19 protein-coding genes and 1 pseudogene are annotated in these 21,053 nt (G+C 40.3%); 4 read left to right on the plus strand and 16 right to left on the minus strand.

The window, feature by feature from the left end:
• Positions 1-11 precede the first annotated feature (11 nt).
• From ATCC51562_RS07830 to gap, 9 genes and pseudogenes are all read right to left on the minus strand, one after another.
• Positions 12-689: a DUF4272 domain-containing protein gene (locus ATCC51562_RS07830; RefSeq protein ID WP_021091830.1), complete on the minus strand. Its 678-nt coding sequence runs from the start codon at positions 687-689 to the stop codon at positions 12-14.
• A 38-nt stretch (positions 690-727) separates the two neighbouring features.
• The gene (locus ATCC51562_RS07835) at positions 728-2,074 is read right to left on the minus strand and encodes an FAD-dependent oxidoreductase (RefSeq protein WP_021091876.1); all 1,347 of its coding nucleotides are present in this window, start codon (positions 2,072-2,074) and stop codon (positions 728-730) included.
• A 127-nt stretch (positions 2,075-2,201) separates the two neighbouring features.
• Positions 2,202-4,211 (minus strand): TonB-dependent receptor domain-containing protein, encoded by a 2,010-nt coding sequence (locus tag ATCC51562_RS07840; protein ID WP_021091639.1) that lies wholly within the window; start codon positions 4,209-4,211, stop codon positions 2,202-2,204.
• A gap of 513 nt (positions 4,212-4,724) precedes the next feature.
• Positions 4,725-4,916: a DUF2625 family protein gene (locus ATCC51562_RS09860; RefSeq protein ID WP_021091841.1), complete on the minus strand. Its 192-nt coding sequence runs from the start codon at positions 4,914-4,916 to the stop codon at positions 4,725-4,727.
• Between the two features lie 19 nt (positions 4,917-4,935).
• Positions 4,936-5,001: pseudogene (locus tag ATCC51562_RS10005) on the minus strand (hypothetical protein); the annotation flags it as partial.
• 376 nt (positions 5,002-5,377) lie between these two features.
• Positions 5,378-6,196: an enoyl-ACP reductase FabI gene (gene fabI, locus ATCC51562_RS07850; RefSeq protein WP_021091726.1), complete on the minus strand. Its 819-nt coding sequence runs from the start codon at positions 6,194-6,196 to the stop codon at positions 5,378-5,380.
• A 318-nt stretch (positions 6,197-6,514) separates the two neighbouring features.
• On the minus strand, positions 6,515-7,195 hold the full coding sequence (locus ATCC51562_RS07855) for a triose-phosphate isomerase (RefSeq protein ID WP_021091551.1): 681 nt from the start codon (positions 7,193-7,195) through the stop codon (positions 6,515-6,517).
• 3 nt (positions 7,196-7,198) lie between these two features.
• The gene (locus tag ATCC51562_RS07860; protein ID WP_021091836.1) at positions 7,199-8,398 is read right to left on the minus strand and encodes a phosphoglycerate kinase; all 1,200 of its coding nucleotides are present in this window, start codon (positions 8,396-8,398) and stop codon (positions 7,199-7,201) included.
• Positions 8,399-8,414: 16 nt separating this feature from the next.
• Complete coding sequence (gap, locus tag ATCC51562_RS07865; RefSeq protein ID WP_021091599.1) at positions 8,415-9,413, minus strand: type I glyceraldehyde-3-phosphate dehydrogenase; 999 nt, start codon at positions 9,411-9,413, stop codon at positions 8,415-8,417.
• A 79-nt stretch (positions 9,414-9,492) separates the two neighbouring features.
• Here gap and nadD point away from each other — a divergent pair, with 79 nt between their 5' ends.
• Entirely contained in the window at positions 9,493-10,374 is an 882-nt protein-coding gene (gene nadD / locus ATCC51562_RS07870; RefSeq protein ID WP_021091818.1) for a nicotinate (nicotinamide) nucleotide adenylyltransferase, read from the plus strand.
• On the opposite strand, the gene ATCC51562_RS07875 is transcribed toward nadD, so the two are convergent.
• Positions 10,358-11,341, minus strand: a complete 984-nt coding sequence (locus ATCC51562_RS07875) for a YeiH family protein (protein WP_021091762.1) — start codon at positions 11,339-11,341, stop codon at positions 10,358-10,360. The two genes, nadD and ATCC51562_RS07875, sit on opposite strands and share 17 nt — an antisense overlap.
• 103 nt (positions 11,342-11,444) lie before the next feature.
• Here ATCC51562_RS07875 and ATCC51562_RS07880 point away from each other — a divergent pair, with 103 nt between their 5' ends.
• Complete coding sequence (locus ATCC51562_RS07880) at positions 11,445-12,374, plus strand: sugar transferase (RefSeq protein WP_021091856.1); 930 nt, start codon at positions 11,445-11,447, stop codon at positions 12,372-12,374.
• Between the two features lie 91 nt (positions 12,375-12,465).
• Here the strand turns inward: ATCC51562_RS07880 and argS are convergent, their stop codons facing one another.
• The 6 genes from argS to gpmI are packed head-to-tail and all read right to left on the minus strand — an operon-like array spanning position 12,466 to position 18,677.
• Positions 12,466-14,049 carry an arginine--tRNA ligase gene (gene argS, locus ATCC51562_RS07885; RefSeq protein WP_021091767.1) on the minus strand — a complete coding sequence of 528 codons (1,584 nt, stop codon included), beginning with the start codon at positions 14,047-14,049 and terminating at the stop codon, positions 12,466-12,468.
• A gap of 8 nt (positions 14,050-14,057) precedes the next feature.
• The gene (gene tatA, locus ATCC51562_RS07890) at positions 14,058-14,279 is read right to left on the minus strand and encodes a twin-arginine translocase TatA/TatE family subunit (protein WP_021091616.1); all 222 of its coding nucleotides are present in this window, start codon (positions 14,277-14,279) and stop codon (positions 14,058-14,060) included.
• 50 nt (positions 14,280-14,329) lie between these two features.
• The gene (gene gmk / locus ATCC51562_RS07895) at positions 14,330-14,941 is read right to left on the minus strand and encodes a guanylate kinase (RefSeq protein WP_021091851.1); all 612 of its coding nucleotides are present in this window, start codon (positions 14,939-14,941) and stop codon (positions 14,330-14,332) included.
• Positions 14,942-16,390 carry a hypothetical protein gene (locus ATCC51562_RS07900; protein ID WP_021091839.1) on the minus strand — a complete coding sequence of 483 codons (1,449 nt, stop codon included), beginning with the start codon at positions 16,388-16,390 and terminating at the stop codon, positions 14,942-14,944. It lies immediately after the preceding gene.
• 57 nt (positions 16,391-16,447) lie between these two features.
• Positions 16,448-17,209 (minus strand): flagellar biosynthetic protein FliR, encoded by a 762-nt coding sequence (gene fliR / locus ATCC51562_RS07905; RefSeq protein ID WP_021091844.1) that lies wholly within the window; start codon positions 17,207-17,209, stop codon positions 16,448-16,450.
• Between the two features lie 4 nt (positions 17,210-17,213).
• Positions 17,214-18,677 carry a 2,3-bisphosphoglycerate-independent phosphoglycerate mutase gene (gene gpmI, locus ATCC51562_RS07910; RefSeq protein ID WP_021091831.1) on the minus strand — a complete coding sequence of 488 codons (1,464 nt, stop codon included), beginning with the start codon at positions 18,675-18,677 and terminating at the stop codon, positions 17,214-17,216.
• A gap of 79 nt (positions 18,678-18,756) precedes the next feature.
• Between gpmI and mraY the strand changes: the two genes are divergently transcribed.
• On the plus strand, positions 18,757-19,821 hold the full coding sequence (gene mraY, locus ATCC51562_RS07915) for a phospho-N-acetylmuramoyl-pentapeptide-transferase (RefSeq protein ID WP_021091573.1): 1,065 nt from the start codon (positions 18,757-18,759) through the stop codon (positions 19,819-19,821).
• A gap of 8 nt (positions 19,822-19,829) precedes the next feature.
• Positions 19,830-21,047 carry a UDP-N-acetylmuramoyl-L-alanine--D-glutamate ligase gene (murD, locus tag ATCC51562_RS07920; protein ID WP_021091735.1) on the plus strand — a complete coding sequence of 406 codons (1,218 nt, stop codon included), beginning with the start codon at positions 19,830-19,832 and terminating at the stop codon, positions 21,045-21,047.
• Positions 21,048-21,053: the final 6 nt, after the last annotated feature.

Below are 21,053 nucleotides of genomic sequence, written 5' to 3' on the forward strand. Positions count from 1 at the left end.
AAAATGTAAATTTACGTATTTAGATCAGGGTGGTCCCAGGTGTTAAATTCAGACTTTATGTCATCATTTTCTTGCCCTTTGCAACATAGCCACTCAAGCCCTGCACGTCTTTCCATAACGACCTCTTCGTCAAGTCCAGCAACCTTTTTGCCGTTTATCCTAGCATCTACACACGCCCAGTGATAGCGATAAACTAGGTCAAGTTTGCTTAAAATTTCATCCAAACTGCGCGGTTTTGAGCGGTTTTTGAGCCCACCCTCTCTAAAGACATCCATCACAAAATCACAGTCGCAAATTTTATCCATCTCACCGATATCTTCAGCTATGCCAAGTGCCCAAAGCAAGATCCAAAGCGACTCATATTTCCAGCCCATATTTACGGCCAAATTTATATCAGCCCTTCCCTCTACGACCTCTTTTTCTTTTACACTTAGGTCATTATAAAAATCGCCCAAAAAGTCTTTAGCCCAGGCTATCTCATCTTCACTTAGGTGGCCATTGTCGCGGATCGTACAAGCACACATGATCGCTGTAAATGAGCAAACCGCACGAGCAATGATCTCATCAACGCTTCTTGGCGTAACTTCACTATTGTCATACCTTAGTGGCAGACTCTCAAGCACAGCCACACCCTCTTTTTTTAAAATTTTTATACTCTCATCTTTTCTTTGTTGCGCTGTTTTTGGCATATCCGCACCCTTTTAAAAAATATCAAACACTCCCATTTTTATCCAAAAAACTCGGCATTAAATTTCTCTTCGTTAAAATTTTTACCTAAAAATTTACAGGCTTCGATCATATCAGTTCTTGCTATTTCAAAGCAACTCGTAGCCCCAGGGCTTGGAGTCATATTAAAACTTATGCCCTCGCCTGTGCTTATCTTACCCTCGCCAAGCTCAAGGCACTTTTTATTACGGTCGATAACTTGTGGCCTTACGCCGCCAAAATTTACAGCATAGCTCAGATCGTTTTCACTTAGGCTTGGCACGATCTTTCTAGCGTCTTTTACAAATTCTTTTTTATTGATAAATGGCACTTCAAATAAGAAATTTCTTAAAATATAAGATCTGATGTCGCTATCTTTTAAGAGATTTTTAAAGACTTCAAAGACATTTTTATCAAATTTTAGGCATTTACAAAAGTCAAAAAAGCTTGAACAGCCGTGGTATCTCTCTAGTTTTGGTATGACTAGAGCTGTTGGTCCAAAGCGAGTGTTTCCGTTAGCTAGGATATCTGGATCGCCGTGAAGAGCGGCAAATGGCAGCTTATCGTTTTGTACCATATAGACTTTGCCGTTTAGTAGGCGTTTTTTTGCGAAATAAAAGCTTCCAGCAACGGGCAGTGTGCTAAGATGAAGCCCGTAACCCATTTTGTGAGCCAAAAATAGCGAGTGTCCTCCAGCATCTACTACGACGTAGTTTGCAGTGATCACTTCGCCATCATTTATCTTTATGTGAAATGTATCGCCTGCCTTTTTTATATCAGTTACTTCTGAGTTTAGACTGATCTCGTAGCCATCTGCGCCTAAATTTAGCGCATTTTGCACAAGTGAGTTTGCTAAGCCACCAAAGTCCATCGTCGTAAACTGCCCATTTTGCGTGCCTATGGCGATGATGTTTTCTGGCCTCTCATTACCATTTGCGTCAAAAACGACATTTGGCTCGATCTGTTTTAACTTCTCTTTGTCATAAATTTCAAGATAAGGAAAAAGCTCTTTAAAACTCTCATATCTCTCTTTCATGCGCTCTACTTCGGCATCTCCGATAGCTAGTGCCATCTTTTGATGAGCGAACATATATTTGCCATCAAGATTGTATTTTAGAGCATATTTTACTGGCATATTTGCCACACGAGAGACTTTTTTTGCCTTTTCTAGCGTGTAGTTTGTCTCGATATCGCCACAATGAATGGTTTGTGAGTTGCCTTTGCCGTTTGAATTTAGAGTAGCTACGCCGTCATATTTTTCTAAAAGTGCGACCTTTTTTATATCGCTAAATGCAGCCAACTCGTAAAAGAGCGCCGTCCCACTAATGCCTGCTCCGACAATTACCACTTCAAAGTGCTTCTGCCTCATTTTTTCTCCCAAAAAGTTTAGTCGCCAAAATGATACTATATTAATTTTAAAACAAACAGCATTATGAAAAAAGCTAGAATTTTTATATAAAAGAGAAATTTGGCAAGGCTTTCACCTTGCCTTGAAGTTAAAATTTATAAGATACGTTTACCTTGAAATTTCTACCTGGCTCCCAGTCCACATAGTTTGGATTGACTGTATAATCAGCCATTCTTTGAGACTGCGAAGCATAAGTTTTATTAAAGAGGTTATAAATTCCAGCATTTATCTCTAGCCCTTTAAATTTACCGCTACTTGGCGTATAGCTAGCATAGATGTCGCTAACTGCATAGCTTGGTATCTTGACGTTTTCACTATTGCCAGCTGATATGGTATTTTTTGAAGCGAAGTAGATTAGGTTGTAGCCTATTAGCGTATCGATGCTAGAAAATGCATACTCGGCGTTAAACGTATATTTATCACCTTGATCGCGGTAGCCGATGACGTTTGAGGTGTAGTAGCCGCCGCTTGCCTTAGCGACCCTATCTTTATATTTTACCTTTTGGTGAGTGTAGCTAGCTGCTAGACTGAGTGCATCTAAATTTAGCCTTGCAAGTAGCTCGACACCGCTTATATCAGCCCCACCAGCGTTTATACGTCTGTATATAGTTATTTCATTTGGCGGCGTTCCAACTTTATAAGAGCTGTTATCTACGATTAAGTTTTTATATTTTGTCATGAAGTATTTTGCAGATAAGCTATATGAGCTAGCTTCATTTATATCGCCATGATATTTAAGACCAGTTTCATAGCTATTACCAGTCGTTGCTTTTAGATCTTTATTTGCTTCAAAATTTTTTGCTCTACTAGCATACATAGACTCCATGACATCAGGCCCTCTAAAGACTCTTGCATAGCTTGCAAAAGCGTTAAGACCTTTAAGTATCTCATAATCAAGTGCAAGTGCTGGGGTAAATTCATTAAATTTATAGGTGTAGCTCTTTACATTTCCAGCTCTACCATCGTAGCTTTTTAGCTCGTGGCGAGTGTATCTGATACCTGGAGTAACAGTTAGCGAGCTAAAATTTAGCGCATCTTCTGCATAGATTGAGTAGTTATTTACTTTTTCAGGATAGTGATTATTTGGCTTGTTAAAATTTTTACTTTGGTAAAACTCAGCGCCGTATCTAAACGTCTGTGTCAAAGCACCGGTCTCTACTACACTTTTAGCCTTTGCGTTTATACCGTTTGTTTTTACGCCTAAAATTTTTAAGACTGGATCATCTTTTTTATGCTCAGTGTTGTATACCGTTACATCTAAATTTAGAAGATCACTTGGTTTATACTCGTATTTTAGCGTCGTCGTATCTCGCTCATATTTACGATTATCAACAGCATTTGAATCGCTATACCAGCTACCAAACTCAGCTCTCATTGGATACATGCCTTTAAATTCATTATGCTCTCTTGAGATAGAAATTCTATGCGCATCAAGGAAGCTGTAACCAAGCTTTAAAAGATAGCTAAGGTCGTTGCCGTCGCCGCCTATCTTTCTTTTGTTGCCGCTTTTGCCGTAGTCGTAGCCCTTGTGATTAATAGCAGCTATAAAATCAAGCCCTTCAACTGGTGCGGTAAAGAGCATAAGGCCTTGAGAAAATTCGCTGTTATTTGAGGCGTATCCTGTCTTTATCTTTGCGCCGATGATCTCGCCACTTTCTAGCAAGTCTTTTGCATCAACCGTTTTAAAGGCGACCGAACCGCCAAGTGCACCTGAGCCGTTTACCACTGATCTTGAGCCAACCTCGACATCAACAGCTTTTATAAGATCTGGATCGATCAGCAAGTCAGCGTTGTGGTGAAATGTATTTCCGTTTTGTTTTGCGCCATCTATCGTGATATTTAGACCGCGGTCACTAACGCCCCTCATGTAAATTTTTTGATTCATGCCGTTTGTTCCGCCTACATAAACCCCAGGAATATCTCTCATCACGTCTTTTACTAGGCCAGCATTTCTGGTTGAAATTTTGATGTCATCAACGCCGTATCCGCCACTGCTACTTGTTACCTCAACTCCGCTTAGCACGCTCTCGTCTGCCCCATTTGCACAAACTGCTATGCTTGCTGCAAGAGAGAGTTTAAATAAGCTTTTAAATCTCATATTTTCTCCTAATTTGGTTATTAAAGTTGCTATTTTAATTTTATAACATAATTTTGAGATTGAATATTATAATTTTAAGTATAAATTTTGGATAAATTTTTGAGTTTTTTAGTAAAAATACAAACTATTTTTAAATTTTAATTATCTAATAAATTAATTAAATATTGAGATAAAGGACGAAATTATATAATTTTATCAAGGTAGCAAATAAGGTTAATTTTTAACAGAAAATTTCTTACAAGTATAAAAACTCTTAAATTTTGTAGATAATTTTTATCAAGAGAGGCTTAAGAAATCTAAAATAAATTTTACTTTTTTAGCGCTCAGAATTGTTTTTATAAACACTCTAAAGTAGTTTATGAATAATTTTTATAAATTTTAAATAAAATAGAGCAAAACTCCTGGATCTAATAGAAGTATCATGCAAATTTATTAGACGCTCTTCAAAGCAAAATTGAAATACTCATTCATGCAAATAACATCCTTTTTTCATATCTTTTTGTTGATGTCTTGCTAAAGTATCGGCGGTAGCACAAATATCATCCTATCAAGGCTAAAATTTCTTACATCCTCAGACCAGCCATCCCAGCGATAAAGCTCGTAAAATTTAGATATATCGCCGCATATCGCCCAGTATAAAAACTGCGAGTAGCCAAGCTGCGCATCTTCCCATTTGCCGCTTGTCTGGCATGCAGTAAAAGACATTGCCGGCTTTGCCACCAAAGGCACCGCCGTTTATCACGAAAAATTTATACAAAACATCGTTTGCCACGAGCAAATTTCTAGGCATCTAGCCTGCTTCGCTAAAGCTTTTGCCAAGGTTAAAGCTGTAAATTTTGCACTTCATCTGTTCGCATCCTGAGCCAAGCACGCGCAGCTAACCTCCATTCATCACGATGCCACCACACCCATAAACAAGCGCTCCCATCGGTGAGCAAGTAGCTACCTAAAGTCCTAAAAGCTCGCTTTGCGCCCTGCTCTCATCGCAAGACAAAATTTTCATAATCGTTTTTGTCCTCTTTTAGTCACTCTTTTATCAGTGCCCAGCCTGGACTATTTGTATCTATAAGCTCATCTAAAGCTCATATTGTCTGCCCTTGCAGTAAATTTGGTGAAATTTAAAAGAAGAATTTGGCGAGTCACCCCGCCAAATTTATATTAGTAGATTATTTTGCATCCCAAGCTAGGATCGTGTTGCCCTCAGCGTCGGTAGCCACGTCGCCCATGCCCATAATGTTATAGCCGCAGTCTACGTAGTGAACCTCGCCTGTTACGCCGCTAGCTAAGTCGCTAAGCAGATACATCGCGCTGTTGCCGACGTCTTCGGTAGTGACGTTGCGTTTTAGCGGGCTATTTACTTCGTTATAGCGTAAAATCATCCTAAAATCGCCTATACCGCTTGCAGCAAGCGTTTTAATTGGGCCTGCGCTGATCGCATTTACGCGGATATTTTTAGCGCCAAGGTCGTGCGCTAGGTAGCGAACCGAGCTTTCAAGTGCCGCTTTTGCAACGCCCATGACGTTGTAGTGTGGCACAAATTTTGGTCCGCCAAGGTATGTAAGAGTTAGCACCGAACCGCCCTCTTTTAGCACCGGTAGGACCGCGCGAGTAAGGCTTAGTAGCGAATAAACACTAGTGCCCATCGCTATATCAAATGCCTCTTTAGTCGTGTTTACGAACTCGCCCTCAAGCGCTTCTTTTGGTGCGTAAGCCACTGCATGCACAACAAAATCGATTTCGCCAAGGTCTTTTTTGATTTGACCAGCAAGCCCATCTAAATGTGCCTGATTATTCACATCAAGTTCGTAAACAAATTTGCTACCAAACTCCTCTGCAATCGGCTCTACGCGCTTTTTAAGAGCGTCGTTTAGGTAGGTAAACGCCATCTGCGCACCCTGGGCGTAACAAGCTTCGGCGATGCCGTAAGCTATTGACTTGGCGTTCGCAACGCCGACGATGAGGCCCTTTTTGCCTTTTAGTATCATTTGTTCTCCTTTTTATTAAAGCTACTTAACTTTTTCTACTTCACAAGCTTACAGCTACAAGCAGAATTATTTATCTTTCATTAAAAATTTAAAAGCAATACTCAAAAACTATATGCTTACTCTGTTTATTTTTAAATTTTGCCTTGACTAAGTGACTTAAAATTTTGCAATCCAAATTTAACAAAACGTCAAATTCTGAACGTAAATCGACAAGCGGAAATATCGCTAAGCGGATTTAAATGTTTCGCAGTAAATTTCGTCCCAAGACTAGGCATGTAGCCTGTCGTAGGGCAAAATTTACAAAATCATTTAAAGACGTCAGCGAGATAACGCGCTAATAAGTTCCAAGAAACCAAAGGCGTCCCAGCTCGCCGTACCTACTAATACTCCATCACAGTTTGCTATACCCGCTATCCCGCCGATATTTGCGGCGTTTACGCTGCCTCCGTAAAGTAGCGGAGCGCTCGTCTGCTCGCGGATGAAATTTAAAATCTCCTCTATCTGCTCTGCGCTCGCGCTCTTGCCCGTACCTATCGCCCAGATCGGTTCATAGGCGATGACTAAATTTTTATAGCCAAGGTCGATATTTTTTAGCTGTTCGGCCAGAAATTCCTTCGTGCCGCTCGCTTCGTTTACGCTTAAATTTTCGCCGATGCAGTAGACGATCTGCCAGCCCGCCTTTACGGCAAAGTCAAATTTAGCGCGCAAAAGCTCCTCGCTCTCACCAAGCTCGCGCCTTTCGGAGTGCCCGATCAGCACGCTTTTTACGCCAAACTCGTCCAGCATCGCCTTGCCGATCTCGCCAGTGTGAGCGCCGCTTTCGCACGGGTAGAAATTTTGCGCGCCGAGTTTAAATTTATGAGGCGCAAGATCAAGCGCGCTAAACGGAGGGAAAACCGTCACGTCGTCGTTTGAGCTTAAATTTGCATCTAAAATTTGAGCGTATTTAGCAAAGCTCGCTCTCGTGTGATTGCACTTTAAATTCGCTAGAAATTTCAAGACCTACTCCTCTTTTCTAAGCGGCTTTATGCCAGGCAGCTCTTTGCCTTCTATTAGCTCCAAGCTAGCACCGCCGCCAGTCGAGATAAATGTCATCTCGTCGGCGTCTCCCGCACGCTCGACCACGTCAGCCGTATCGCCACCGCCAACGACGGTTGTCGCGTGTGTGTCGATGATAGCGTGGCTCATTTTGATGCTACCTTTGCTAAATTTATCCATCTCAAAAACGCCCATAGGTCCGTTCCACCAGATGGTTTGCGCATCGGCGATGACCTCTTTAAATAGTCTAATAGACGCTGGTCCGATGTCAAGTCCCATCCAGCCATTTGGGATCTCTTGAGCTGGGACGTATTTTACGGCACTGTCAGCCGAAAATGTCTGAGCAGCGACGACATCTACTGGTAGGTAAATTTTCACACCTAGCTCTTTGCCCTTTTGTAAAATTTGCCTTGCATCTTCGATGAGCTCTTCTTCAAGCAGCGAATTTCCGATATTTTCGCCGAGAGATTTTAAAAACGTGAACGCCATACCGCCGCCGATTATCAGCTTATCCACGCGCGGAAGCAGGTTGTGCAGGGCTTGCAGCTTGCCGCTCACCTTACTGCCGCCAACGACCGCGACAAACGGGCGCGCAGGGTGTTTGATGAGATTTTGAGCGAAATTTATCTCTTTTTGTAGCAAAAATCCCGCCGCTTTGTGCTTCTCGTCGTAAAATTTAGTGATCGCCTCGACTGAGCTGTGCGCCCTGTGGCAGACGCCAAACGCGTCGTTTATGTAAAATTCGCCGTATTTAGCGAGCTCGGCGGCTAGCGCCTCGTCGTTTTTGGTCTCGCCCTTTTCAAAGCGTAAATTTTCAAGAAGCAAAATTTCGCCCGGTTTTAGCGCGGCGACTTTGGCTTTGGCGTCCGCGCCGACGACGTCCTCGGCAAATATCACGTCTCTATCAAGTAGCCTTGAAAGCCTCTTTGCCACGCCTCGCAGCGAAAATTTCTCCTCAAAGCCGTTTTTGGGACGTCCTAGGTGGCTAGCCAAAACCACGCTGCAGCCGTTATCGAGGCAGTAGCGGATAGTTGGTATCGCCGAGCGTATGCGGCGGTCGTCGGTGATGTTTAAAAACTCGTCCATCGGCACGTTAAAATCGCACCTAACAAATACCTTCGCGCCGCCGAGCTCAAGGTCGTTGATCGATAAAATTTCACTCATTTTTAGCCCTTTAAATTTATTTCATAGCCACGATCTTGGCTAGATCGACGAGCCTTGTCGAGTAGCCCCACTCGTTGTCGTACCACGCAAAGACCTTCACCATATCACCCGCGATGACCTGCGTAGTATCGCTCGCTACGATGCTGCTGTATGCGCTCGTGCAAAAGTCGCTGCTAACTCTATAATCGTCATCGACGAATAAAATTCCCCTTAAATTCGACTCAGCAGCCGCTCTAAACGCCTCGTTTATCTCCTCTTTGCTAGCAGGCTTTTTTAAAACCGCCGTTAGATCGACCATAGAGACGTTAGCGACAGGTACGCGGACCGCTTGACCGTGCATCTTGCCGTTTAGCTCGGGAAGTACTTTTGCGATCGCCTTTGCGGCTCCGGTGGTCGTAGGCCCGATATTTAGAGCCGCAGCGCGCGAGCGGCGGAAGTCTTTAGCTTTTACGTCTACTAGGCTCTGTCCGTTTGTATAGGCGTGGATCGTAGTCATGAGCCCTTTTACGATGCCGAATTTATCGTTTAGCACCTTTGCGACGGGCGCTAGGCCGTTTGTGGTGCAGCTTGCGTTTGAGACGATCGCTTCGCCTGCGTATTTATCGTCGTTTACACCGACTACAAACGTCGCCGTGTCGTCTTTTGCCGGAGCGCTCATGACGACTTTTTTGATGCCGCGGGCGAGATAGGGCTCGCATTTTTCAGTGGTCAAAAACTTGCCCGTACACTCCAAAACCACGTCCGCGCCGCAGTCTGCGTAGCCTAGCTCGTTTAGATCCCTTGTTGAAAAAACTCTTATCTTTTTGCCGTTTACTTCTATAAAATCGTCGCTTATCACCTTAACGTCTTGCTTAAATTCGCCGTGCACGCTGTCGTATTTGAGCAGATAGCGCGTCATGTCGCGCGTCGCCGTGTCGTTGATAGCGACAAGCTCAACGTCCTCTCGCTCTAAAATAATACGAGCAGCGCATCTGCCGATACGCCCGAAGCCGTTTATTGCTACTTTAACTGACATCTTAGCTCCTTTTGATATAATTACGCCTAATTCTACAAAAAAGAATTTTAAAACAAATATAAACAAGGCACTTTAATAGATGAAGTTAGCACTTTTTGGCGGGAGCTTTGATCCGGTTCATTTAGGACACGATAGCATTGTGAAAATGGCACTAAGTAGCCTTGATATCGACAAGCTCATCATAATGCCAACTTTTATAAGTCCCTTTAAGAGTGAATTTTCAGCTCCACCAGAGCTTCGCCTAAAGTGGATAAGAGAAATTTGGGGCGGCCTAGAGAAGGTCGAGATCTCAGACTATGAGATAAATTTAGCTCGCCCAGTGCCTACGATCGAGACGGTCAAGTATTTGTATGAGAAATTCAAGATAGAAAAATTTTATCTCATAATAGGCGCTGACCACCTAGCCACGCTTGATAAGTGGCACGGCTATGAGGAGCTTAAAAGCTTAGTGCATTTTGTGATCGCCAAGCGCAATCACATAGAAATTCCACGCAATCTACAAAAAATGGACGTGCACGTGGACGTTAGCTCGTCGCAGATCAGGCACCAAAAGGGGCTTGATGAGTTGCCTAGCGAGATAAAAGATGAAATCATAAATTTTTACCAAGGATACAAAATGCAAGAGAGATCGATGCAAGAGCGCACCGAAAGTATAGTTAAGGTTTTAGACGCAAAAAAGGCTGAAGAGATACAAGTGTTTGATATGAGTGGAGATGATTATTTCGTAAAAGCCGTAGTTATCGCCACAACACTTGGCGAGAGACACGCTTACTCACTGAGCGAGGATCTAAAAGAGGAGCTTAAACCTCTTGGAGAAAAATTTATAGGTACGGAGAGTTCGCCTGATTGGATTGTGATGGACCTTGGCGACATTTTGATACATCTTTTAAGCCCAGCTTATCGAGCAAAATACAACATCGAAGAGTTTTTGCAAAAGCTAAAAACTAGCAAAGAGTCTTAACAAGAACAAGCGAAGAGCAAATAAGCCATAAAAATATAAAAAATGCTAGCAAAAATGGCTTTTTGCCCGTCGCTTTAAATATACTCCTATCTATCCCAAACCCCAATGCACACATCGCGACGCAAAGACAGATACTAGCTGCTAGCTTTAAAATTTGCACCAAATTTTCAGGGAAAAATGGCAGAGATCTAACGCAGATCGCCACTAGGAAAAATAGTGCAAACCAAGGTATGCTCTTTAGCTTCGAGCCACCGCTATTTTGGCTTAAATTTAAGAAATTTAGCAAAAACAAAAATGGCACAAGCATGATGACGCGAAGCATTTTTATGATGACAGCGGTGCTGCTAGCTGCGCTGTCGAATGCTGCTGAGGCTGCAACTACGTGGGCTACCTCGTGAAGTGAGCCACCGATAAAAAAGCCAGTTTGGCGTGGCGTGAGAGCTAGAAATTTAGCGATAAATGGATAGATAAACATACCAATCGTCCCAAAGAGCACCACCGTGCAAATGGCGATAGCAAGCTTGTTTGCGTCTGCTTTTATCTCATTTTGAGTAGCCATGACAGCAGCTGCGCCGCATATGCTAGCCCCTGAGCCAATGAGCACGGCACTATCTTTGCTAAGCCCCAAGGTTTTGGCCACAAAAAGCGCAAAGCAAAAGGTTGCAAAGACCATAAAAGCTGCGTATATCACGCCAATGGTGCCAACACTTGCGATCTCGCTAAGGCTTATATTAAAGCCAAAAAGTATGATGCCAAGTCTTAAAATTTGCTTCCCAGCGATCGCTACGATGCCGCTTGATTTTAAAATTTGAGTCTGCTTGGTAAAAAGATTTGCAAAAATGGCGCCTAAAACGATGGAGATGATAAGCGGGCTAGTGTGAAATTTAGCCAAAATCGTGTTTGAGAGCGTAAAAGAAACGGTGCAAATCAGCGCTAGAACAAGCGCAGCAAGAATTTTACGAGACATATTTTAACCTTAATCTATTTTTTAAAAATGCAATTAGCACGTTTGGGTATAATTAGACGAATTTTATAATGCAAATTTAAAATAAAGATAAAGGGATAGGACTATGATCATCCTTGGCGAAAAATATGCTTTTACCAGCTTAGAACTAGAAAAGCTTAGAAAGAAATTTGGTCAAGTAAATTTTTTATCCCATGAAAATAGCGACGCAAAAGCCTTGCGAAGCGCACTAGAAAATCTCATAAAATCAGGTGATCAAAGGCTGATCGTACTAAACACCGCAAAGCCAGTTGATGGCAAACTGGTGAGATTTCTCACGCTTTTGCAGTTTAAAACGAAGTATAAAAAGATAAAATTTCTAAATGTAGAGAATTTTTTAGAAATTTATCTGCACAAATGTTATATCCCAGAAAATGGCGAAAATTTAAACTTTTTAAACGACATAAAGCCTTATAATGCCCTTGAATACGCCTTAAAACGCGTGATAGACTATACAAGCTGCTCACTGCTTCTTGTGATACTTTTTGTGCTTAAATTTTACGTAAAGAAAAAGATAGACGAGCAGTCCCCTGGCAGCCTTTACTTCTTGCAAAATAGGGTTGGGCTGAATACTAAAATATTTAAGTGCTATAAATTTAGAACGATGTACGAAAACTCAGAACATAACCCATATACTCAAAAAAACGACACAAGAGTATTTAAATTTGGCGAATTTATGCGTAAGACTAGAATAGATGAAATACCTCAATGTATCAATGTATTTCGCGGCGATATGCACCTAATAGGTCCGCGTACAGAATGGGATATATTAGTTCATGACTACGAAAAAAAGATACCTTACTACAACGAACGCCACATCGTTCGCCCAGGGATTACTGGCTGGGCGCAGGTAAACTACCCTTATGGCTCAAATACACACGACGCCAAACAAAAACTAATGTATGATCTTTACTACATAAAGCATTGGTCACTTTGGTTGGAGATAAAGATCATAGTAAAAACTATTGCGATTGTATTTGAGAAAAAAGGTGTTTAAATTCTCAAGAGCATTATGAGTTTGAGATATTTTTAAATAAACCTTTTTTCGAATTTAATTTTGTTGCTTTTAGCCAAAATAAATGCAAATTCTACATCTTATCTTTAGCTGTAATTCCCATTATATTAAATGCTGTTTTTATCGAGATAGCAACGACTGCAAAGACTTTTAGTAAGCTATCTTCGTTTTCATTTCCAACCACACGGTTTTCATTATAAAATTTATGAAAGCTAGCAGCCAGCGACTTCAGATAGTCTGGGATCTTTTGAAGTTGCCTTGAAGTAAAAGCATCCTCTAAAATTTCAGGCAAGATTAGCGCTTCAAAAAGTAAATTTTTAGCATTTTCATCTAAGCATTCAAAGTCTGCATTTATCACGTCACAAACGCTCTTTTCAGCCTTTGTGAAGATTTGATTTATCCTAGCGTGAGCGTAGTTTATATAAAAGATAGGATTTGAGCTGTCCTCTTTTTTAAGCTCATCCACATCAAATTCCAAACTACTCGTATTTGCCTTGCTTATAAAGATAAATCTAAGTGCCTCAGCACCGATCTCACTTACGATATCGCTCATTAGCACAGCATTACCAGCACGCTTGCTCATCTTGTATGGCTTGCCATCTTTTAGCAGGCTAACCATCTGCATAAGTATCACTTCAAGCTTGTTTTCATCGTATCCAAGAAAATTTATCGCAGCCTTTAGCCTTGCTATATATCCATGGTGATCTGCACCCCAAATGTTTATGTAGTGATCGAAATTTTTCTCAAATTTAGCGTTATGATAGATAATGTCGCCAGCTAGATATGTCGGTCTACCATCATTTCTAACCACAACCCTATCGTTATCGTCGCCAAGTGTAGTTGAAGCGATATAAGTAGCGCCCTCTTTTTCATACATTTGATTTGAACGTTTTAGCTTATTTATAGTTGGCTCTAAGCCATCATAAAGAGCTTTCTCACTAGCCCAGCTCTCTATAAATATCCCAACATCTGCTAAATCTTTTTTGATGATCTCAAGTACGATATCCTTGCCAAACTCGGCAAGCTCAAGGTTTCTGCTCTTGTCATAAAAAATTTCCTTGCCAAATTTCTCATTTGCAAGCTTAGCAATATCTAAAATATAATCGCCTCGGTAGTATTTCTCTGGATAGACGACATTTTCGTTAAAAAGCTGCTCTTTTGCCGCAAGCGATATCGAAGTACCAAGCAGGTCGATTTGATTACCAGCGTCGTTTATATAGTACTCTGTTGAGATAGCATAGCCAAGTCTTTTGCCAAGTCTTGCCAAAGTATCGCCGTAAACTGCGCCTCTAACATGTCCGATGTGAAGTGGTCCAGTTGGATTTGCGCTGATGTATTCTATTAAATAGCTATCTTTTTTCACATCTTCTTTTGCAAAATTTTCGCTGTCTAGCAAAATTTGCTTTGAAATTTCATCTAAAAACTTGCTTTTTAGCTTGAAATTTAAGTAGCCATTTACTGCACTAGCTTCAACTATTTTGCTATCACTAAATTTATCAGCAAACTCGCTAGATATCATAGCCGGTGACTTTCTTAACTCCTTTGCTAGACTAAAAAGTGGCGTAGCATAGTGGGCTAAATTTTTATCCTTTGGCTTTTCAAGCACAAATTCACGCTCTAAAACCTTTGAAATTTCAGCTTTTATTTTATTTTTCAACTCTAAACCTATGCGTTTTTAGTTGTTTCTTCTATTTTTTGACTATCGGCATTCTCTTCTTTATGCTCGACTTTCTCACTTTTTTCAGGGGTTGTATCCTCCATCTCAGCCTTAAAAGTCTTTATGCCTTTGCCTAGTCCTTTTGCAAGTTCTGGGATCTTCTTTGCTCCAAAAAGTAAAACAATAATCGCTAAAACAACTAGCCAGTGACCAATACTAAAAGAACCCATTTTTTCTCCTCAATAAATTTTTCAAAATGTTATCATAAATTCCTGAATTTCTAGCAATCTATCCACTCATCAATAACGCGTCTTAGATCTATTTTCGTGCTTTTTAACCTCATCGCTCTAAGAATTGATTTTAGGCCTTTATAACTCTTTTCAATGTCATCATTTACCAAAAAATAATCATATTCTAAGATGTGCTCCATCTCGCCAACTGCGTTCATTAGGCGATTTTCTATCGTTTCGTCGCTATCAGTTCCGCGGTTTTTCAAGCGTTTTTTAAGCTCTTTTTTATTTGCAGTTGTGATAAAAACTGAAGTTATGTAGCTTCTAAATTTTTCAAGTGCGATGTGAAAGCCTTGTACGTCGATATCAAATATAACTATCTTCCCAGTTTCAAGTGCTGCTAAAACAGGCTTTAGACTCGTTCCATAATAGTTTTTATGCACCTGCGCCCATTCTAAAAATTCGCCCTTTTCTATGCCGCTTTTAAATTCATCTTCTTTTATAAAATAGTAATCCACTCCATCGACTTCACCTTCTCTTTTTGCCCTTGTCGTGCTTGAAATAGAAAAATAAAGATCCTTCTCTTCCTTTAAAAGACGACCCAAAAGCGTACTTTTCCCACTTCCACTAGGTCCAGAAACTACTAAAATTTGTCCTTGCAACTACTTTTCCTCAAAACTTATATTTATCTTTATGTTCATATCTTTTAGCACATCTCTTAGCGAGCTTTCATTTAACGACTCATGGACGTGTTTTGTGATCTTTTTGGTTAGCTCTTCTTTATAGTCAGCATCGATTTTTGTTTCATCGCATGAGCTAGTTTGTGGTGCATTATTTAATCCAAATGCTGCTTGCATCGTATTTTCATCTATTTCCTCAATAGACGCTACATCAAAATTTGGGCTATCTAACATTTCTTCTTTAAAATTTTCTTCCTCAAATGTCTCATCTACCACACCTAGATCTTCTTGAGCAAGGACTTCTTCAGAAATTTCTTCATGATCTTCTTTGTCTAGCTCTTTTTCAAGGTCTATATCTTCTTCCAAAGAAATGTCCTCTGCTTCTTTGGTAGATTCTTTATCTATATCTTCCTCTAAATTTTGACTAGCTTCATCTATCGAATTTGCCTCGCTGCTTTCAGGCCCAAAATTTTCATCACTACCAAAATCAGTCTCTAGCTCATCAAAATTTTCGCTATCTTCGCTAGCTTCTTCGTTTAGCTCTTTATCCAAAGACTCGATCTCGCTGAGCTCTTTTTTACTTTGACTTATATCATCTACAAAGTCTTCACTAAGCTCAGTAGTTTCTAAATTTTGAGAATTTTGCTCGACCATTTTATCAAGCTCGTTTTTCGCCTCTTCATCCGCCAAGTCGCTCTCGCCCATATCATCTATCTCATCTACAAGCGAACTAAGCTCATCAAAGTCATTGCTATGCTCTTCTTTTATCACAGGCAGCTCATTGTTTTGCTCTAAGGATTTATCTATATCTTCTGAATCAGCCATATATTTGCTAGCTATGTCATTTATCATATCATCATCTATAAGTTCAGTGTCTGTTTCATCAAAACTAATATCTTTATCCTTTAAATCCTCGGCCTCTAGTTCACTTAGCTCCTCTTTTAAAAACTCATCGTCTAAAGCCTCGTTATCAAATTTATCTGCCTTATCATCTTCTTTTTCTTTTGCTAAATTTTCAAGTCCCATGTCAATTTCTGGAAGCTCAAAATTTTCTAAATCATCAAAGTTTTTATTGCTTTCGTCAAAGTCATTAAAATTTGCAGGCTCATCTAATCCAAGCTCAAGTTCTTTATCATTGTCAGTATCTTTGTTTTGTTCAAACAAACTAATAAATTCTGTTGGTAAAAAGGGCTTTTCAAGCATAACATCAGCAAAATCAGGCTTTTCGCCGCCTCTAGGTGCTAGATACATTATCTTTTGATTTAAATTAACATCGCTGCTATCCATATCACTATCGATGATAATATAATCAAATTGATCGCCAACACTATTAACATCGTCAAATTCGCTATATTCTATGCCTAGCTTATTTAAACTTAACGTTATAAGGCGAGAAACTGCTGGGTTTTTGTTTACAAGTGCAACTTTCATGATCCCTCCTTGAAGAGCTTGAGGCTGTATTTTATGATAAATTTCATTGCTATTTACTTAAAAAAATAGTGCTGGCATATCGTTTAAAATCTGCACCATCATATCAGTTATGATTTTTATAATGCCAGCTAAAATAGCTATCAAAACCGAAAAACCGATACTTACCTTAATAGGATAGCCAACAACTAATAGGTTAAATTGTGGCATAGTTTTCATAAGCATGCCAAAAATAGCATCTGAAAGTATAGAAAGTGCGATGATAGGAAAAGCCAGAACAAATCCAAACATAAAAAGATTACCAAAGAGCTTTAGGGCGTAGCTCATCACACCGCTTCTTGGATAAAAATCTCCAAGCGGTATAGCAGAAAGTGAAGTGGAGTAAAACTGTAATATCAAATGATGCCCATCAAGCATCAAAAATGCAAGAAGTGCAATAAAATTTAAAATATTTGCGATCACTGGCGAATTTGTACCAGTTTGCGGATCAAGCACTGAAGCCATCGAAAAACCCATAATCATAGAGATCTGCTCGCCCGCCATTTGAAGTATGGCAAAAACGATATTTAGCAAAAGTCCAGCACAAAGTCCGAGCATGGCCTCACTTAAAATTTCCATGATCAAAAAATTTATAGCGTGCTCATGGGTGTGAGATAATGGAAAAAGCACGATACAAAGGGCAAAAACTAGTAAAGTTTTTACGCTAAGTGGGATTTGATTGTGAGAAAAAAATGGAAAAAATACAATAAGCCCGCTAAGACGTGCAAAAAGGAGCATGAAAGTTATGACTTTATCTGCTCCAAAAAACTCGACTAGCTCCATTATTTTATATTAACGCCTCGTCCATCTCAGCTGGAATTTCAAGCCCCATGATCTTTAAAACACTAGGCGCGATGTTGTTTAGACCGCCATTTTTTACTTTTTTTACGCCATCAGCCATCACAAAACAAAAGACATCATAGGTCGTGTGATTTGTCAGTAGCTCACCGCTGCTATCACGCATCTCTTCGCAGTTTCCGTGATCGCTCGTGATGATCATCGCATAGTTTTTCTCTTTTGCTTTAGCGTAAATTTCTCCAAGAGCCGTATCTACTGCCTCTACTGCCTTTATAGCGGCCTCGTAATTTCCAGTGTGCCCTACCATATCGCCATTTGCGAAATTTACCACGATGAAGTCTTGTTCATCATCCATACCCTTTAGCACGGCTTTGCAAACCTCTGCAGCGCTCATCTCTGGCTTCTCGTCGTAGGTTTTTACTTTTGGGCTAGGGATAAGCACCCTTGTTTCGTTGCTGGCTAACTCCTCGATGCCACCGTTAAAGAAAAATGTTACGTGGGCGTATTTTTCAGTCTCAGCCGTGTGAAGCTGCCTTAGTCCAGCCGCTGCTATGACCTCGCTTAGAGTGTTTTTTATCTTTTCATTTTTAAATAGCACTTCAAAATTAAAATTTGCGTCGTATTCGGTCATGGTGATTAGATTTTTGATAGCAAAAGGTCGCTCAAACTCGCTAAATTTCTCTTCGCCCAGAGCCTGGCAAATTTCTCTTGCTCTATCATTTCTAAAATTTATTACGATCACGCCGTCATCTTCGCCTATGCCTTTAAAGCCATTAAAGCTTACTGGCTTTACAAACTCGTCAGTCACGCCCTCATCGTAGCTTTTTTGCAGATACTCACTTGGCGTTAAACTACTTAAATTTGCTCCATTTACCAAGCTATCATAGGCCTCTTTTACGCGCTCCCAGCGTTTATCTCTATCCATCGCGTAAAATCTTCCACAAACGGTAGCTACCTTAAATTTAGCCTCTAAGCTTTTTATGAAATTTATGCCGCTATTTGGGCTAACGTCGCGTCCGTCAGTTATAGCGTGGGCAAAAACCTCGCAGCCATTTTTGCTAGCAAGCTCACACATACCATTAAAATGCTCCATATGAGAGTGCACGCCACCATCGCTATAAAGCCCTATGACGTGAATTTTTTTGCACTTTTTAAAAAGAGCTTTTAAGGCTTCATTTTCTGCTATAGAGCCATCAGCGAAGCTGCGTGAAATTTTGACCAAATTTTGATACAAAACTCGTCCGCTTCCTATGCACATATGCCCTACTTCGCTGTTTCCCATCTGCCCTTCAGGTAGTCCCACAGCGTTTCCAGAGGTTTTTATGAGCGAGTTTGGAATTTCTTTAAAAAATTTCTCGTAATTTGGCTTTTTAGCCGCCTCAAATGCGTTAAATTTACCGCTTTTATTAAATCCAATACCATCAGTTATTATTAAAATAGTTTTTTGACTCATTTTGAAAATTTATCCTTAATTTTAGATAATTTTTAAGGCCATTATACTAAAATTGCTTTTTTTAAAAATAAAGGCTCTCATGTTTTACTATATCTATGAAATTTTAAATTTTAATATCTTTCAATACATCACCGTCCGTGCTGGTATCGCTTTTTTCATCGCTTTTGCACTTACAACTTATTTGATGCCCAAATTTATCACTTGGGCAAAGGCAAAAAACGCCGCCCAGCCTATCTACGAGCTTGCCCCACAAACTCACCAAAAAAAGGCCAAAACGCCGACCATGGGCGGACTTGTTTTTGTCTTTACAGCCGTACTTTCCACGATAATTTGTGCAAGGCTTGATAACGCATTTGTCTTAACATCTCTCTTTTGCCTAGTTTGCTTTACGCTGCTTGGCTACAAGGACGATTACAGTAAAATTTTAGGAGCAAAAAACCACGCCGGCCTAAGCCCAAAAGCAAAGCTTTTTTTTCAGTTTTTAATAGCCTTTGTAATTTCTGTTTTTTTATATGCAAGTCATGAGCTTAGCACCGAGTTTTATCTACCTTTTTTTAAACAACCTATTTTAGATTTAAAAATTTTTGCCATTTTCTTTTGGACACTAGTCATAGTCGCTGCTTCAAATTCGGTAAATTTAACAGACGGGCTTGACGGGCTAGCTACTGTGCCATCTATATTTTCGCTTCTGACACTTGGCGTTTTTGCTTATATCTGCGGACACGCTGTCTTTAGCTCATATTTACTCTTGCCAAAGATCATAGGCGTTGGTGAAAGCGTTGTTGTCTCTTCAGCCCTAATTGGCTCATTGATGGGCTTTTTATGGTTTAACTGCCATCCAGCTGAAGTCTTTATGGGCGATAGCGGTAGCTTAAGCGTTGGAGCATATATCGGTTTTATGGGCGTTGCGACAAAAAACGAAATTTTACTCATCATCATCGGCCTCATCTTTGTCGTTGAAACCCTAAGCGTTATCTTACAAGTGGGAAGCTTTAAAATTTTCAAACGCAGAATTTTTCTCATGGCGCCCATACATCATCATTTTGAGATAAAAGGCTGGGCGGAAAATAAGATCATCGTTCGCTTTTGGATCATCGCACTTTTAGCAAATCTAATCGCATTAACTGCGCTAAAGATCAGATAAGGAAAGTCATGAGAAAATCGCTATTTGGCTATGGTGGCACGACAAAGGCTATCGCTAAAAATTTTACAAAAGACGGTCTTTGGGATATCTATGATGATAAATTTAGTGAAATTTCTAAGGACGAGTTTGGCAATGCTCTTTTGCCAGTTAGCGAATTTGATCCAGCAAAAAGCGGCCTAGAGATACCAAGTCCAGGCATCCCGCCTCATCACGAGCTTATTAAAGAAGCTAGAAATTTGGTAAGCGAGTATGACTATTTTTATGAAATTTATAAAGAAAATCTGCCATTTAATATCTGGATAAGTGGCACAAACGGCAAGACTACGACAACCAAGATGACACAGCACCTACTAGATAGCAAGGGCTCAGTCATGGGCGGTAATGTTGGTATCGCACTAGCAAATTTAGATCCGCACGCTAAAATTTGGATACTTGAGACTAGCTCATTCACTCTTCACTACACAAATCACGCTACACCTGGTATCTACGTGCTTTTGCCGATCACTCCAGATCATCTAAGCTGGCATGGTAACATGAGTGAGTATGAAAAGGCTAAGTTAAAGCCGCTTGCTAGCATGAGCGAAAGTAGCGTGGCGATAGTGCCTGAAATTTACGCCAATACGCCAACAAAGGCAAAAGTGATTGCTTACAAAGACGAGAGCGATCTGGCTAAATTTTGCGGTGTAAGCGTAGATGATATAAATTTCAAAACGCCATTTTTACTTGACGCGTTGCTAGCACTTGCGGTAGAGAAAATTTTATTTGACCGCTGCGATGTCGCGCTTTTAAATACCTTCGTCATCGAGGCAAATAAGCTTGAAGAATTTAGCGATAAAAATGGCAGAATCTGGGTCAATGACACAAAAGCGACTAACATAGACGCAAGCATACAAGCCGTTAAACGCTACAAAGATCATTTCATACATCTAATACTTGGTGGCGATGATAAGGGTGTTGATATGACGCCACTTTTTGAAGGCTTAAAGAGTTTAAGAGTAAAAATTTACGCCATTGGCTCAAATAGTGACAAACTCATGAAATTAGCGACTAAATTTGGCATACCGGCTTTAAAATGCGATTTTTTACAAAATGCTGTAAATGAGATAAATAAAGAGCTAAAGACCAACGAGATAGCACTTCTTAGCCCGGCAGCTGCGAGCCTTGATCAGTTTAAGAGCTATGCCGAGCGAGGCGATAAATTTAAAGAGTTTATAAAGGTGCTTTAAATTTAC

The sequence above is a fragment of the Campylobacter concisus ATCC 51562 genome (genome assembly GCF_000466745.1).
GTDB classification, from domain to species: domain Bacteria; phylum Campylobacterota; class Campylobacteria; order Campylobacterales; family Campylobacteraceae; genus Campylobacter_A; species Campylobacter_A concisus_B.

Bases quoted from the DNA above. Each gene is read 5' to 3' on its own strand.
- ATCC51562_RS07830 (WP_021091830.1), bottom strand. From the start codon at position 689: ATGCCAAAAACAGCGCAACAAAGAAAAGATGAGAGTATAAAAATTTTA.
- ATCC51562_RS07835 (WP_021091876.1), bottom strand. From the start codon at position 2,074: ATGAGGCAGAAGCACTTTGAAGTGGTAATTGTCGGAGCAGGCATTAGT.
- ATCC51562_RS07840 (WP_021091639.1), bottom strand. From the start codon at position 4,211: ATGAGATTTAAAAGCTTATTTAAACTCTCTCTTGCAGCAAGCATAGCA.
- ATCC51562_RS09860 (WP_021091841.1), bottom strand. From the start codon at position 4,916: ATGTCTTTTACTGCATGCCAGACAAGCGGCAAATGGGAAGATGCGCAG.
- fabI (WP_021091726.1), bottom strand. From the start codon at position 6,196: ATGATACTAAAAGGCAAAAAGGGCCTCATCGTCGGCGTTGCGAACGCC.
- ATCC51562_RS07860 (WP_021091836.1), bottom strand. From the start codon at position 8,398: ATGAGTGAAATTTTATCGATCAACGACCTTGAGCTCGGCGGCGCGAAG.
- gap (WP_021091599.1), bottom strand. From the start codon at position 9,413: ATGTCAGTTAAAGTAGCAATAAACGGCTTCGGGCGTATCGGCAGATGC.
- nadD (WP_021091818.1), top strand. From the start codon at position 9,493: ATGAAGTTAGCACTTTTTGGCGGGAGCTTTGATCCGGTTCATTTAGGA.
- ATCC51562_RS07875 (WP_021091762.1), bottom strand. From the start codon at position 11,341: ATGTCTCGTAAAATTCTTGCTGCGCTTGTTCTAGCGCTGATTTGCACC.
- ATCC51562_RS07880 (WP_021091856.1), top strand. From the start codon at position 11,445: ATGATCATCCTTGGCGAAAAATATGCTTTTACCAGCTTAGAACTAGAA.
- tatA (WP_021091616.1), bottom strand. From the start codon at position 14,279: ATGGGTTCTTTTAGTATTGGTCACTGGCTAGTTGTTTTAGCGATTATT.
- ATCC51562_RS07900 (WP_021091839.1), bottom strand. From the start codon at position 16,390: ATGAAAGTTGCACTTGTAAACAAAAACCCAGCAGTTTCTCGCCTTATA.
- fliR (WP_021091844.1), bottom strand. From the start codon at position 17,209: ATGGAGCTAGTCGAGTTTTTTGGAGCAGATAAAGTCATAACTTTCATG.
- gpmI (WP_021091831.1), bottom strand. From the start codon at position 18,677: ATGAGTCAAAAAACTATTTTAATAATAACTGATGGTATTGGATTTAAT.
- mraY (WP_021091573.1), top strand. From the start codon at position 18,757: ATGTTTTACTATATCTATGAAATTTTAAATTTTAATATCTTTCAATAC.
- murD (WP_021091735.1), top strand. From the start codon at position 19,830: ATGAGAAAATCGCTATTTGGCTATGGTGGCACGACAAAGGCTATCGCT.